7 protein-coding genes, 2 tRNA genes and 3 rRNA genes (1 of these 12 cut by a window edge) are annotated in these 15,475 nt (G+C 42.2%); 1 reads left to right on the top strand and 11 read right to left on the bottom strand.

The genetic code is table 11. The features are described from left to right. Nucleotides 1-85: 85 nt before the first annotated feature. Both rpoB and pbp1b read right to left on the bottom strand, forming a co-directional pair. The gene (rpoB, locus tag ACN0NP_RS05350) at nucleotides 86-3,655 is read right to left on the bottom strand and encodes a DNA-directed RNA polymerase subunit beta (RefSeq protein WP_423216906.1); all 3,570 of its coding nucleotides are present in this window, start codon (nucleotides 3,653-3,655) and stop codon (nucleotides 86-88) included. 345 nt (nucleotides 3,656-4,000) lie between these two features. Next, a complete protein-coding gene (gene pbp1b, locus ACN0NP_RS05345) occupies nucleotides 4,001-6,322 on the bottom strand; it encodes a penicillin-binding protein PBP1B (RefSeq protein ID WP_423214257.1) in 2,322 nt (773 codons plus the stop codon). Between the two features lie 160 nt (nucleotides 6,323-6,482). On the opposite strand from pbp1b, the gene tyrS reads away from it, so the two are divergent. Next, the gene (gene tyrS, locus ACN0NP_RS05340; RefSeq protein WP_003067918.1) at nucleotides 6,483-7,739 is read left to right on the top strand and encodes a tyrosine--tRNA ligase; all 1,257 of its coding nucleotides are present in this window, start codon (nucleotides 6,483-6,485) and stop codon (nucleotides 7,737-7,739) included. 68 nt (nucleotides 7,740-7,807) lie between these two features. Here tyrS and ACN0NP_RS05335 read toward each other — a convergent pair whose 3' ends face one another. The 9 genes from ACN0NP_RS05335 to ACN0NP_RS05295 form a co-directional block, all read right to left on the bottom strand. Beyond that, nucleotides 7,808-8,626: a metal ABC transporter permease gene (locus ACN0NP_RS05335; protein WP_423216905.1), complete on the bottom strand. Its 819-nt coding sequence runs from the start codon at nucleotides 8,624-8,626 to the stop codon at nucleotides 7,808-7,810. Then, nucleotides 8,616-9,326 carry a metal ABC transporter ATP-binding protein gene (locus tag ACN0NP_RS05330; protein ID WP_021141422.1) on the bottom strand — a complete coding sequence of 237 codons (711 nt, stop codon included), beginning with the start codon at nucleotides 9,324-9,326 and terminating at the stop codon, nucleotides 8,616-8,618. The genes ACN0NP_RS05335 and ACN0NP_RS05330 overlap by 11 nt, the downstream gene beginning before the upstream one ends. After that, nucleotides 9,323-9,769 (bottom strand): zinc-dependent MarR family transcriptional regulator, encoded by a 447-nt coding sequence (locus tag ACN0NP_RS05325; RefSeq protein WP_423216904.1) that lies wholly within the window; start codon nucleotides 9,767-9,769, stop codon nucleotides 9,323-9,325. The genes ACN0NP_RS05330 and ACN0NP_RS05325 overlap by 4 nt, the downstream gene beginning before the upstream one ends. 79 nt (nucleotides 9,770-9,848) lie before the next feature. Continuing rightward, a complete protein-coding gene (gene ispE, locus ACN0NP_RS05320; RefSeq protein ID WP_039690185.1) occupies nucleotides 9,849-10,697 on the bottom strand; it encodes a 4-(cytidine 5'-diphospho)-2-C-methyl-D-erythritol kinase in 849 nt (282 codons plus the stop codon). A 154-nt stretch (nucleotides 10,698-10,851) separates the two neighbouring features. Continuing rightward, nucleotides 10,852-10,925: transfer RNA gene (locus ACN0NP_RS05315), tRNA-Asn, on the bottom strand. Between the two features lie 5 nt (nucleotides 10,926-10,930). After that, nucleotides 10,931-11,046, bottom strand: a 5S ribosomal RNA gene (gene rrf, locus ACN0NP_RS05310). Between the two features lie 85 nt (nucleotides 11,047-11,131). Then, a 23S ribosomal RNA gene (locus ACN0NP_RS05305) occupies nucleotides 11,132-14,031 on the bottom strand. Between the two features lie 146 nt (nucleotides 14,032-14,177). Beyond that, nucleotides 14,178-14,250, bottom strand: a tRNA-Ala gene (locus ACN0NP_RS05300). A gap of 54 nt (nucleotides 14,251-14,304) precedes the next feature. After that, nucleotides 14,305-15,475 (bottom strand): 16S ribosomal RNA (locus tag ACN0NP_RS05295) (it continues 377 nt past the right edge of the window). Together the 16S, 23S and 5S rRNA genes with 2 tRNA genes alongside form the textbook arrangement of a ribosomal RNA operon.

Raw genomic sequence — 15,475 nt, 5'->3', positions numbered from 1 at the left:
TCGTTATAGGACTCAATCAAACAATCCGACTAAGAGAAGCAAAATTTACTTGCAACTCTTATGCCCAAATTGTTCTTTCCTATTATTATTTTTCTTCTGCAGAAACTTCTGCTTTTTCAGCTTCTTCTGCTTCTTGTTTTTGACGAGCTTTTTCAAGATCATCAACGTGCATAACATCGTCATCTTCACCTTCATCAAGATCACGAAGTTCTACTTCATTGTCATCTTCATCAAGCACGCGCATGTCAAGACCAAGTGATTGCAATTCTTTTACAAGAACTCGGAATGATTCTGGAACACCTGGTTTTGGAATTGGTTTACCTTTAGTGATGGCTTCATAAGCTTTAAGACGACCGTTGACATCATCTGATTTGTAAGTCAAGATTTCTTGAAGAACATTTGATGCACCGTAAGCTTCCAAAGCCCAAACTTCCATTTCACCGAAACGTTGTCCACCAAATTGTGCTTTACCACCAAGAGGTTGTTGCGTAACAAGTGAGTAAGGACCAACTGAACGTGCGTGAAGTTTATCATCAACCATGTGGTGAAGTTTGATCATGTACATGACACCAACTGACACACGGTTATCAAATGGTTCACCAGTACGTCCATCGTAAAGAACTGTCTTAGCATCGCTAGCCATACCAGCTTCGTTAACTGTATCCCAAAGGTCTTCAGAAGTTGCCCCATCAAAGACTGGTGTTGCAATGTGAATACCAAGGTTACGAGCAGCCATACCAAGGTGAAGTTCCATAACTTGTCCGATGTTCATACGAGATGGCACCCCAAGTGGGTTCAACATGATATCGACTGGAGTTCCGTCTGGAAGGTAAGGCATGTCTTCAACTGGAACAACACGAGAAACAACCCCTTTGTTACCGTGACGACCGGCCATTTTATCTCCGACTTTGATTTTACGTTTTTGTGCGATGTAAACACGAACGAGCATGTTAACACCTGATTGCAATTCATCACCGTTTGCACGTGTAAAGATTTTAACGTCACGAACGACACCATCTCCACCGTGTGGTACACGAAGTGATGTATCACGAACTTCACGTGATTTATCACCGAAGATTGCGTGAAGAAGACGTTCTTCAGCAGAAAGGTCTTTTTCACCTTTAGGTGTTACTTTACCTACAAGGATGTCACCTTCTTTAACTTCAGCACCGATACGGATGATACCCATTTCGTCAAGGTCTTTAAGAGCTTCTTCACCAACGTTTGGAATTTCGCGAGTGATTTCTTCAGGGCCTAACTTAGTATCACGTGTTTCTGATTCAAATTCTTCCAAGTGAACTGATGTATAAACATCTTCTTTAACAAGACGTTCACTCAAGATGATGGCATCTTCATAGTTATAACCATCCCAAGTCATGTAAGCGACGATTGGGTTTTGACCAAGGGCCATTTCACCTTTTTCCATTGAAGGACCATCAGCGATGAAGTCACCTTTTTCAACGATATCGCCAACTTTAACAAGTGTGTGTTGGTTATAAGCTGTACCTGAGTTAGAACGACGGAATTTAGTAATGTGGTAAACATCAAGTGAACCATCTTCGCGACGAACTTCAACTTTTTCAGCATCAGAGAAGACAACGCGACCATCGTGTTTAGCGATAACTGCAGCACCTGAGTCGTGGGCTGCTTGATATTCCATACCAGTACCAACATATGGTGCGTGCGGATCAATCAATGGCACCGCTTGACGTTGCATGTTGGCACCCATAAGGGCACGGTTAGAGTCATCGTTTTCAAGGAAAGGAATACATGCTGTCGCAACGGCAACTACTTGTTTAGGTGAAACGTCTACGAAATCAACAACGCTTGCTGGGAACTCTTGGTTATTACCTTGGTGACGTCCCATAACGATGTCTTCAGCAAATGTTCCATCTTCGTTAAGTTTTGAGTTAGCCTGTGCTACTGTGTATTCATCTTCTTCATCGGCAGTCAACCAAACGATTTCGTTTGTAACCACACCTGTAGCGCGGTCAACTTTACGATATGGTGTTTGGATGAAACCATATTTGTTAAGGTGTCCGTATGTTGACAAGTTATTGATCAAACCGATGTTAGGTCCTTCAGGAGTTTCAATCGGACACATACGACCATAGTGAGTGTAGTGCACGTCACGAACTTCATAACCAGCACGGTCACGTGTCAAACCACCAGGTCCTAAGGCTGACAAACGACGTTTGTGAGACAACTCAGAAAGTGGGTTGTGTTGGTCCATGAACTGTGACAATTGAGATGAACCGAAGAATTCTTTAACGGCTGCAGTAACAGGACGAATGTTGATGATTTGTTGTGGTGTCAACACTTCGTTGTCTTGAACTGACATACGTTCACGAACGTTACGTTCCATACGAGCAAGACCAATGCGGAATTGGTTAGCAAGCAATTCACCAACGGCACGAATACGACGATTACCAAGGTGGTCGATATCATCAACTTTACCTAGACCTTCAGCAAGGTTAAGGAAGTAAGACATTTCTGCCAAGATATCAGCTGGTGTAAGCGCACGCGCTTTATCATCAGGATTTGCGTTACCAACGATTGTAACAACGCGGTCTGGATCGTTTGGTGCAACAACTTTGAATTTTTGAAGAACAACAGGTTCAGTGACAACAGCGTAATCGTTTGGTGTGTAAACAAATTTGTTAAGGTCACCATCCAATTGATCAGCGATTGAATCAATCACGTCACGTGTCATTACTGTACCAGCTTCAACAAGGATTTCACCAGTTTCAGCGTCAACCAAGTTTTCAGCGATTGTTTGGTTCAAAAGACGAGTCTTGATGTTAAGTTTTTTGTTGATTTTGTAACGACCAACAGCTGCCAAGTCATAACGACGTGGGTCAAAGAAACGAGCTACAAGTAAGCTACGTGAGCTATCAGCTGTTTTTGGTTCACCTGGACGAAGGCGTTCGTAAATTTCTTTAAGAGCTTCGTCAGTACGTGAGTCTGCTGGGTTTTTGTGAATATCTTTTTCGATTGTGTTACGAACAAGTTCGCTGTCACCAAAGATATCCATGATTTCATCATCACCTGAGAAACCAAGCGCACGTACAAGTGTTGTAAATGGAATTTTACGTGTACGGTCGATACGTGTGTAAGCAATGTCTTTTGAATCTGTTTCTAATTCAAGCCATGCTCCACGGTTAGGGATTACAGTTGAACCGTAACCAACTTTACCGTTTTTATCAACTTTATCGTTGAAATAAACACCAGGAGAACGAACCAACTGAGAAACGATAATACGTTCACCACCGTTGATGATGAATGTACCCATTTCAGTCATAATTGGGAAATCACCGAAGAAAACTTCTTGAGTTTTGATTTCTCCTGTTTCTTTATTAATCAAACGGAAGGTTACAAAAATAGGTGCTGAATAAGATGCATCGTGGATACGAGCTTCTTCAAGCGTATACTTAGGCTCTTTCAATTCGTAACCAACAAATTCAAGCTCCATAGTATCCGTAAAGTTTGTAATTGGAAGTACATCTTCAAAAACTTCTTTTAATCCGTTATCCAAGAAGTCTTTAAAAGAATCCGTTTGAATTTCAATCAAGTTAGGTAAATCAAGAACTTCCTTGATTCTTGAAAAGCTACGACGTGTACGGTGTTTCCCGTACTGAACTTCATGTCCTGCCAAGTTTTTTACTCCTTCATTAAAATACAGAGGTCTATAAACTCCATCATAACCACAATTCTCTTCGATTGAGGAGAAAAATCATTACTTTTTCATTTTGACCCTTATAGTTAGGATGTCTGTTAAAACACCCTGCCAAGTGTGCCGTCAATGTGAATTTTTAGAATCTTTAAATATAGGTTACAAACCTCATTTTTTTCTAAAAAAGGCACAAAAAGAGCAGCTAAATCTGACCAATAAAATCGTGATTTAACTGCTGCAAACCTTAGTTGGACAATATTTCAACTAAAGCAGACGACAAATAGTTGTTAATATTATACCTTATTTTTTCAATTTTTGCAAGTATTATTAGTTACTGTTATTCGTTTTAATCGAAGAATTATGAAGCAAAGCATCCCATGCTTTTGTATAGTCGCTATCTGTTCCTCCAATCGCAAATTTATAAGTCATATTACCTGCACCTGTCTTAGCCCAATAACTTGTTGTTGTTTCACCGCTAACATTTAGTGAGCGACCATTAACCGTTACCGTACCAGGCTGCAAACCAGTTGCTTTAAGAACAGTTGACTTCATCACATTTGAAGATAAATTATACTTACCTGTACCAAATGTATTTGAATTTGCATTGTAAATAGAGTTAACTAGATTAGCCATATACTGTGCATTGTATCTATACCCTGCCATTGAGTCAAGCGACGTATTGTCATCATTACCAGCCCAACCACCAAGTGTTACTTTCGGTGTTGATAACATCAACCAAACGTCGGTATAGTTATCAGTCGTACCAGTCTTACCTGACCAATCTGCCTGAGCTGCTGAGCCATTAATAGCTTGTAAATCTTTATAGAACTCAGTCGTTGCACCACCTGTCACAACCTCTTTAAGAAGTTGATTCAAAATGCTTGCTGTCGCTTCTGAGAAGACACGAACTGGATTAGCCTTGTGTTTGTAAATAACATTACCTTGATTATCTGTAATGCTGTCTACAAGGTAACCTTTCAAGTAAACACCACCATTTGAAATCATCTGATAAGCATTTACCTGTTGAAGAACGGTTGTTTCAATACCACCACCTAAAGGCAAACTTTCAATATTGTAATTATCAATGCTATATCCCATTTTCTTCATGTATGATTCAACATCAACATTGTTATTGAGTAGCATTTGATACGTCCAATAAGCTGGAATATTCCATGATACATTTAGAGCTTCTTGAAGATTAATCATGCCAGTTCCGACATCATTACCGTGCATGATTGGCTGACCACTTGAAAAGTTTGTTGGATAGTTAGAAAGCATACTTGCACTACCAAGTAAACCTTGGTCGATAGCAATACCATAAGCAATAATCGGTTTGATACTTGAACCAGGTGAACGCGCGGTATCAAAGGCGTGGTTATTTTGGTTTGTTGAATAGTCTCGCCCGCCGATAAATCCTAAAATAGCACCAGTAGAATTATCCATCAAGACATTTCCGACATCAACGGTTTGTGAACTTCCTTGGTCAAGAGTGCTACCATATTGCGAAACCGCATTTTGCATAGCATTATAGACATTTTTATCAATCGTCGTCTTAACTTTATAGCCACCTTGTTGAAGTGTGTCTGAAGCTAGTTTACGGTAAGATTCTTTCGTTGCATCGTTTTTCAACTCTTGTTCAGAAACACCATTTTTCTCAATCAAGTAGTCATACATAATATCTTGTGCTTCTTCCAAGACTGAGTAATAGAGGAAATCATGATAACTTGTTGAGGCAGACGCAGGTTGAATAAAATCTTGACTGATATCATAAGACTTGTATTCATTGTATTCATCTTTGGTCAAATAGCCTGCGCGGTACATGTTATAAAGAACATCTTGCTGACGAGAGAGCCCATAAGACATGTTATCAGCATCTTTTAATTTACCCGCAGCTGTGTAAGGAGAATACACAATCGGACTTTGAGGTAAACCTGCTAAAAATGCTGCTTGAGGAATGGTCAAATCATTCGCAGACACACCGAAAATGCCTTGTGCCGCTTCTTCAATCCCTGCAATGTTTTCCCCTTTATTATTTCGACCGAAAGGCGATACATTTAGATAATCCGTTAAAATCTCATCTTTACTCAAATAACGTTCCAAAGCAAGAGCATAGATGATTTCGCGTGATTTACGTTTAAACGTTGGATCATCACCTAAAATTTGTTGCTTGATGAGCTGTTGGGTAAGAGTTGAACCACCACTGGTTTCACCAAGACCAAGGACAGATCCTAAAGTCGCACGAAAAACAGCTTTTGGAACAACACCATCATGCCCTTCAAAGTTTTCATCCTCAGTCGCCACAATCGCGTGTTTGATATTTTCTGAAATAGCATCACTGGCAACAGGGGTACGCAACAAGTCCGTATCAATAGCAGCAATTGAACTACCATCAGAATAAGACATCTGTGACACGCGCGTCAAAGAAGTCACCTGACTAACCAAGCTCTCCTTATCAGGAACCTTAACCGCATCGATTTGACTAGCAAGGTACCCAAAAGCAAGCCCTACCCCCAGCATACCAAATAAAATAACAATAATATAAAAGAAGTCGGTTAACAGCTTAACGGTCCTCAAAAAAACTGAACCGAAATCCAGCAAACCAAGCTTCTGATAATCTGCTTTTTTCTTATGTTTCGTTCTCTTACTCATTCTAATACCTCATTATTATTATACCAAACTTTGATAAAGCTTGCATAGAGGCACCGCTTTTTGATATAATAGCCTGTAAACTACAATATATCATTGAGGTGGATTTAGCTTAGCTAGAAAATTACAACCAGCCTCAAAATTTTAAGTAAGGAGAAAGCTCGTGAACATATTCGAAGAACTCAAAGAACGTGGCTTAGTTTTTCAAACAACTGATGAAGAAGCCCTTGTCAAAGCATTAACAGAAGGGCAAGTATCCTATTATACTGGTTACGATCCTACAGCTGATAGCCTTCACCTTGGTCACTTGGTTGCTATCCTAACATCACGTCGTCTTCAACTCGCAGGTCACAAACCATACGCACTTGTTGGAGGAGCTACAGGACTTATCGGTGACCCTTCATTTAAGGATGCTGAACGTAGTCTTCAAACAAAAGAAACTGTTGATGGATGGGTTGTTAAAATCCAAAATCAATTGTCACGTTTCCTAGATTTCGAAAATGGTGACAACAAAGCCGTTATGGTTAACAACTATGACTGGTTTGGAAACATTAGCTTCATTGACTTCCTACGTGATGTCGGTAAATACTTTACTGTCAACGCTATGATGAGTAAAGAATCAGTTAAAAAACGTATCGAAACAGGTATCTCATACACTGAATTTGCATACCAAATCATGCAAGGTTACGATTTCTACGAACTTAACGACAAATACAACGTTACTTTGCAAATCGGTGGTTCTGACCAATGGGGTAACATGACTGCAGGTACAGAATTGCTTCGCCGTAAAGCTGATAAAACTGGTCACGTTATGACAGTTCCACTTATCACTGACGCTACAGGTAAAAAATTCGGTAAATCTGAAGGAAATGCCGTATGGCTTGACGCTGACAAAACATCTCCATACGAAATGTACCAATTCTGGCTCAACGTTATGGACGACGATGCTGTTCGCTTCTTGAAGATTTTCACATTCCTTTCACTTGACGAAATCGCTGAAATCGAAAAAGAATTTAACGCTGCTCGTCACGAACGTCTAGCACAAAAAATCTTGGCTCGTGAAGTTGTTACACTTGTTCACGGTGAAGAAGCTTACAAAGAAGCTCTTAAAATCACTGAACAACTTTTCGCTGGAAACATCAAGAGCCTTTCAGCAAAAGAATTAAAACAAGGTTTAAACAACGTTCCTAACTACGCTGTTCAAGAAGATGATAACCGCAATATCGTTGAAATGCTTGTTGCAGCTAAAATCTCACCATCAAAACGTCAAGCACGTGAAGACGTTCAAAACGGTGCTATTTACATTAACGGTGAACGTATCCAAGACCTAGATTACACACTTTCTGACGACGATAAAATCGATAACGAACTTACTGTTATCCGTCGCGGTAAGAAAAAATACTTCGTATTGACTTACTAATAAAAAATAAACAGATGCTTCAAGCATCTGTTTTTTATATACAAAAAAGAGAGCTGATAGCTCTCTTTTTAACTACTACGACGTTTAATAACATTAAACAGATTAACCAAAAGGAAAATTCCAACAAAGATAACTGTAATTGTAGCACTTGCTGGCGTTTCCCAATAATAAGACGTGATAATTCCCGTAACCATACCAATGAAACCAACTAAAACGCCAATAAAAATGACAGACCTAAAGTTTTTTCCAAGACGCATGGCAATACTTGCTGGCAGAACCATAATCGTTGAAACCAACAGAGCTCCAGCTGCAGGAATTGTCAATGCAATCGCAACACCTGTCACAATATTAAACAACAATGACATCAAACGTACAGGTAAACCGTCCACAAAAGCTGTTTCTTCATCAAACGTCAAAACATACATCGGTCTGATAAAGAGCAACGTTAAAATCAAGACAATAACTGCAATAGCAAAAAGCGCGATAACTTGTCCCATATTAATCGTCACAATCGAACCAAATAAATACTGCTCTAGATTCACACCACTGGCATTTTCTGATTTACTTGTCACAATCAAAGCAACAGCTAAACCAAGCGACATAAGAATGGCAGTCGAAATCTCAATGTAGTGCTTATAAACCGTCTGCAAATACTCCAAGACAATTGCAGCAATTGTAACCACAACAACCGTTGACCAGGTTGTAGATTTTCCCAATAAAATTCCCAAAGCGACACCAGCTAGCGAAACGTGACTGAGGGTATCACTCATCAAACTTTGGTGACGCAAAATAAGGAAAATTCCTAAAATCGGAGCAAATACACTGATGGCAATAACAGCCATAATTGCACGTTGCATAAAATCATATGAAAAAATTTCAGTCAGCATCCTTAGCTCCTTTCGCTGCAAGGGCATGAACATCAAAACAATGCCATGGAGTCTGTTGACTACGAACCAAATGAATATTTCGATCAGCATAACGCTTAACCTCATCAGGATCATGCGTAATCATCAAAACAGATTTTCCATGTGTATGCGCACTATGATGCATTAACTCATAAAATTTTTCAGTTGTTCCAGCATCCATACCAGTTGTTGGCTCATCCAAAACAAAAATATCAGGATCAGAAGCAAAGATACGCGCAAGTACAATACGTTGTTTTTGCCCACCAGACAGGCTTCCAATGCGCTTATTTCGGCTATCCCACATACCTACAGATTCCAAGCTAGCCTTAACATGTTCCTCATCATGCTTTGTTAAACGACGGAACCAACCATTTCGTGGATATCTTCCTGAACGGACAAATTCATGAACAGTTGAAGGAAAACCCGCATTAAAACTAGCAATCTGCTGTGGCAAGTACGCAATGCGCAACTTCTTTCCATCTTTATTTGTCTTAGAAATAGTCACCTGACCACTCTTAGGTGTTAAAATCCCCAAAGTTGCTTTGATTAAAGTAGACTTTGCTGCGCCATTTTCACCTGTTAACGTTACGAATTCACCACTATCCAAATGATAGCTAATCCCATCTAAAACCGTTTCGCTATCATATTGAAAAGATAAATCTTCTACAGTAATATATCTCATTTACACCCTTCTAGCTCGTCTGAAAAAGCAACCAAAAATTTTCCAATAACAGCTTGCTCTTCATCTGAAAATTCATTAACCATTTTCCTATATACTGATAATGTCGCGTCATGATGATGCGTATGCTCATCAGCAACAGGTCTAGCAAGCTCAGTCAACTCAAAATAAGTCACACGAGCATCATCTCGATTTTTTACAGGCGCAAGCATGCCCTCTTTTACCAAGCACTTAATCGCTTTAGTAACAGCTGCCTGACTAATATTTAAGCGTTTTGCCAAAGCAGAATTTGTCAATCTCTCTTGCGACAAAAGCATCAAAATATGCTCTTGTGTATTAGTTAATTTCACACCACTTTGACAAGCACCAAATAATAACTCGTGCTGATTTTCGGCTTTTAATAAAATCTCATTCACTAGACAATCAATTCGCTTCTCTAGCTGCATTATCAACACCCCTCTCATTCATTAACCAGTTAATTATATCAAAAAGAAAAAAAAGAATCAAACACATGATTCTCCTCAATCAAAGTATACGAACCTTATAAACTTCCTTACAAAATCCACGCATACTGTTAACCAAACGATCAGCTTTCTTTTCAGAACGACACAAACCAAAAACCGTTGGTCCACTGCCAGTCATCAGAGCAACATCAGCTCCACATTTTATCATTCGATCTTTAATTTTTTGTATAAAAGGCTTACGCTTAATAGTAATATCTTCCAGAGAATTTCCCATATGCGAAATAATCTGATCATAATCATTAGCTAAAACAGCTTCCTTTAAAGCTGCGATATCGACTCGAGAAATCGTCTCACAATCAATCTCAGGAAAAACCGTACGAGTAGAAACACCAAATTCAGGCTTAACTAACACAACCCAAGCTGACAAAGAAGTATCAAGACACTCAACTATTTCCCCCTTACCAGAAATACAAGCACAACCAGCACCCAAACAGTAAGGAACATCACTACCAACTTGAAAACCAATTTCAATCATCTCACCCTTAGACAAGTTTAATTTCCATAATTGGTTTAAAGCCCTAATTGTAGCAGCAGCATCAGTAGAACCACCACCTAACCCAGCACAGATAGGAATAGACTTCTCTAATTCGATTTTCACACCTGACTTAATATCATATCTCTCTTTAATAAGCTGAGCAGCTTTGAAGACATCGTTTTTATCATTCAAAGGCATTTTATGATTATTTGATTCCACAATAATGTCAGAGCCCGAAATTTCAGAAACAGTTACATAATCATTCAAATCAACACTGACCATAACCATTGATAAATCATGATAGCCATCCTGTCTCTTACCAATAATATCTAAACCCAAATTAATCTTAGCTGGAGCCTTTTCAATAATAACCATTAAATAATCCTTTTAAAATATTACATCTATTATAACAAATATTATCAAAAGTACCTACAATAATAAACCCTATATCTGAAAAACTACTAAATTTTCAAAAAAATACAAGCACAAAAAAAGCAACCCGAAGGCTGCTTTCTCTACCGCTTTACGACTCCGCCAGTAGGACTCGAACCTACGACATCATGATTAACAGTCATGCGCTACTACCAACTGAGCTATGGCGGATAAATGCTAAGCGACTACCATATCTAACAGGGGGCAACCCCCAACTACATCAGGCGTGCTAGGGCTTAACTTCTGTGTTCGGCATGGGAACAGGTGTATCTCCTAGGCTATCGTCACTTAACTATGATTGATTATCCAATCAAAATTGAATACCTATATATTCTAACAAGAAACCGACTCGCTGTCAATATTGACTCGTTTCTTTTTTGGATAAGTCCTCGAGCTATTAGTATTAGTCCGCTACATGTGTCACCACACTTACACTTCTAACCTATCTACCTGATCATCTCTCAGGGCTCTTACTGATATAAAATCATGGGAAATCTCATCTTGAGGTGGGCTTCACACTTAGATGCTTTCAGCGTTTATCCCTTCCCTACATAGCTACCCAGCGATGCCTTTGGCAAGACAACTGGTACACCAGCGGTAAGTCCACTCTGGTCCTCTCGTACTAGGAGCAGATCCTCTCAAATTTCCTACGCCCGCGACGGATAGGGACCGAACTGTCTCACGACGTTCTGAACCCAGCTCGCGTGCCGCTTTAATGGGCGAACAGCCCAACCCTTGGGACCGACTACAGCCCCAGGATGCGACGAGCCGACATCGAGGTGCCAAACCTCCCCGTCGATGTGAACTCTTGGGGGAGATAAGCCTGTTATCCCCAGGGTAGCTTTTATCCGTTGAGCGATGGCCCTTCCATGCGGAACCACCGGATCACTAAGCCCGACTTTCGTCCCTGCTCGAGTTGTAGCTCTCGCAGTCAAGCTCCCTTATACCTTTACACTCTGCGAATGATTTCCAACCATTCTGAGGGAACCTTTGGGCGCCTCCGTTACCTTTTAGGAGGCGACCGCCCCAGTCAAACTGCCCGTCAGACACTGTCTCCGATAGGGATAACCTATCTGGGTTAGAGTAGCCATAACACAAGGGTAGTATCCCAACAACGCCTCCACCGAAACTAGCGTCCCGATTTCATAGGCTCCTACCTATCCTGTACATGTGGTACAGATACTCAATATCAAACTGCAGTAAAGCTCCATGGGGTCTTTCCGTCCTGTCGCGGGTAACCTGCATCTTCACAGGTACTAAAATTTCACCGAGTCTCTCGTTGAGACAGTGCCCAAATCATTACGCCTTTCGTGCGGGTCGGAACTTACCCGACAAGGAATTTCGCTACCTTAGGACCGTTATAGTTACGGCCGCCGTTTACTGGGGCTTCAATTCACACCTTCGCTAATGCTAAGCGCTCCTCTTAACCTTCCAGCACCGGGCAGGCGTCACCCCCTATACATCATCTTACGATTTAGCAGAGAGCTGTGTTTTTGATAAACAGTTGCTTGGGCCTATTCACTGCGGCTGACTTAAAGCCAGCGCCCCTTCTCCCGAAGTTACGGGGCCATTTTGCCGAGTTCCTTAACGAGAGTTCTCTCGCTCACCTGAGGCTACTCGCCTCGACTACCTGTGTCGGTTTGCGGTACGGGTAGAGTATAATTAACGCTAGAAGCTTTTCTTGGCAGTGTGACATCACTAACTTCGCTACTTAACTTCGCTCCCCATCACAGCTCAATGTTATAGATATAAGCATTTGACTCATATCACACCTCACTGCTTAGACGTGCACTTCCAATCGCACGCTTTAGTTAGCCTACTGCGTCCCTCCATCACTATATACTCTAGTACAGGAATATCAACCTGTTGTCCATCGGATACACCTTTCGGTCTCTCCTTAGGTCCCGACTAACCCAGGGAGGACGAGCCTTCCCCTGGAAACCTTAGTCATACGGTGGACAGGATTCTCACCTGTCTTTCGCTACTCATACCGGCATTCTCACTTCTATGCGTTCCAGCGCTCCTCACGGTACACCTTCATCACACATAGAACGCTCTCCTACCATACCTAAAAGGTATCCACAGCTTCGGTAATATGTTTTAGCCCCGGTACATTTTCGGCGCAGGGTCACTCGACTAGTGAGCTATTACGCACTCTTTGAATGAATAGCTGCTTCTAAGCTAACATCCTAGTTGTCTGTGCAACCCCACATCCTTTTCCACTTAACATATATTTTGGGACCTTAGCTGGTGGTCTGGGCTGTTTCCCTTTCGACTACGGATCTTAGCACTCGCAGTCTGACTGCCGATTATATCTCGTTGGCATTCGGAGTTTATCTGATATTGGTAATCCGGGATGGACCCCTCAATCAAACAGTGCTCTACCTCCAAGAGACTTAACATCGACGCTAGCCCTAAAGCTATTTCGGAGAGAACCAGCTATCTCCAAGTTCGTTTGGAATTTCTCCGCTACCCACAAGTCATCCAAGCACTTTTCAACGTGCCCTGGTTCGGGCCTCCAGTGAGTTTTACCTCACCTTCACCCTGCTCATGGGTAGGTCACATGGTTTCGGGTCTACGACATGATACTAAGTCGCCCTATTAAGACTCGGTTTCCCTACGGCTCCGTCTCTTCAACTTAACCTCGCATCATATCGTAACTCGCCGGTTCATTCTACAAAAGGCACGCTCTCACCCATTAACGGGCTCGAACTTGTTGTAGGCACACGGTTTCAGGTTCTATTTCACTCCCCTCCCGGGGTGCTTTTCACCTTTCCCTCACGGTACTGGTTCACTATCGGTCACTAGAGAGTATTTAGGGTTAGGAGATGGTCCTCCCAGATTCCGACGAGATTTCTCGTGTCTCGCCGTACTCAGGATACTGCTAGGGTTAAAGACTATTTCGAATACGAGGCTGTTACTCTCTTTGGCTTACCTTCCCAGGTAATTCTTCTATAATCTTGTCGTCCCACAACGCAGTCCTACAACCCCGATGTGTAAACACATCGGTTTGCCCTCTTACCTTTTCGCTCGCCGCTACTAAGGCAATCGCGTTTGCTTTCTCTTCCTGCAGCTACTTAGATGTTTCAGTTCACTGCGTCTTCCTCTACATTACCTTAACAGTAATGAGTGACATGCATTACATGCCGGGTTCCCCCATTCGGACATCTCTGGATCAATGTTTACTTACAACTCCCCAAAGCATTTCGTCGTTAGTCACGTCCTTCATCGGCTTCTAGTGCCAAGGCATCCACCGTGCGCCCTTATTAACTTAACCTTATTTTGGTCTGTTGACCTTAAACTCATTAAATCACAGCGTTTCGGTTTATTTCTTGTTACTATCTACAATTCAATTTCTTGAATCGTGGAATTTGATATAGATATTCAATTTTCAATGGACAATCTTTGAATCTTTCGATTCAATGGAGCCTAGCGGGATCGAACCGCTGACCTCCTGCGTGCAAAGCAGGCGCTCTCCCAGCTGAGCTAAGGCCCCACAAGACCTCTCAAAACTAAACAATACTCCAAACGTGCTTCCGTTTATCCTTAGAAAGGAGGTGATCCAGCCGCACCTTCCGATACGGCTACCTTGTTACGACTTCACCCCAATCATCTATCCCACCTTAGGCGGCTGGCTCCAAAAGGTTACCTCACCGACTTCGGGTGTTACAAACTCTCGTGGTGTGACGGGCGGTGTGTACAAGGCCCGGGAACGTATTCACCGCGGCGTGCTGATCCGCGATTACTAGCGATTCCGACTTCATGTAGGCGAGTTGCAGCCTACAATCCGAACTGAGATTGGCTTTAAGAGATTTGCTTGCCGTCACCGACTCGCGACTCGTTGTACCAACCATTGTAGCACGTGTGTAGCCCAGGTCATAAGGGGCATGATGATTTGACGTCATCCCCACCTTCCTCCGGTTTATTACCGGCAGTCTCGCTAGAGTGCCCAACTTAATGATGGCAACTAACAATAGGGGTTGCGCTCGTTGCGGGACTTAACCCAACATCTCACGACACGAGCTGACGACAACCATGCACCACCTGTCACCGATGTTCCGAAGAAACTTCCTATCTCTAGGAATAGCATCGGGATGTCAAGACCTGGTAAGGTTCTTCGCGTTGCTTCGAATTAAACCACATGCTCCACCGCTTGTGCGGGCCCCCGTCAATTCCTTTGAGTTTCAACCTTGCGGTCGTACTCCCCAGGCGGAGTGCTTAATGCGTTAGCTGCGGCACTAAGCCCCGGAAAGGGCCTAACACCTAGCACTCATCGTTTACGGCGTGGACTACCAGGGTATCTAATCCTGTTTGCTCCCCACGCTTTCGAGCCTCAGCGTCAGTTACAGACCAGAGAGCCGCTTTCGCCACCGGTGTTCCTCCATATATCTACGCATTTCACCGCTACACATGGAATTCCACTCTCCCCTTCTGCACTCAAGTCTAACAGTTTCCAAAGCGAACAATGGTTAAGCCACTGCCTTTAACTTCAGACTTATTAAACCGCCTGCGCTCGCTTTACGCCCAATAAATCCGGACAACGCTCGGGACCTACGTATTACCGCGGCTGCTGGCACGTAGTTAGCCGTCCCTTTCTGGTAAGTTACCGTCACTGTGTGAACTTTCCACTCTCACACACGTTCTTCTCTTACAACAGAGCTTTACGATCCGAAAACCTTCTTCACTCACGCGGCGTTGCTCGGTCAGGGTTGCCCCCATTG

It is taken from the genome of Streptococcus equinus (assembly GCF_049393805.1).
Taxonomy (GTDB): Bacteria; Bacillota; Bacilli; order Lactobacillales; family Streptococcaceae; genus Streptococcus; species Streptococcus equinus.
Note: the sequence above shows the minus strand (reverse complement) of the source record. Positions and strands in the feature narration are given on the sequence as shown.

What these genes read in the sequence shown, in the direction of transcription:
- ispE (WP_039690185.1), bottom strand. Translation starts at nt 10,697, where the DNA reads ATGGTTATTATTGAAAAGGCTCCAGCTAAGATTAATTTGGGTTTAGAT.
- ACN0NP_RS05330 (WP_021141422.1), bottom strand. Translation starts at nt 9,326, where the DNA reads ATGAGATATATTACTGTAGAAGATTTATCTTTTCAATATGATAGCGAA.
- pbp1b (WP_423214257.1), bottom strand. Translation starts at nt 6,322, where the DNA reads ATGAGTAAGAGAACGAAACATAAGAAAAAAGCAGATTATCAGAAGCTT.
- ACN0NP_RS05325 (WP_423216904.1), bottom strand. Translation starts at nt 9,769, where the DNA reads ATGCAGCTAGAGAAGCGAATTGATTGTCTAGTGAATGAGATTTTATTA.
- ACN0NP_RS05335 (WP_423216905.1), bottom strand. Translation starts at nt 8,626, where the DNA reads ATGCTGACTGAAATTTTTTCATATGATTTTATGCAACGTGCAATTATG.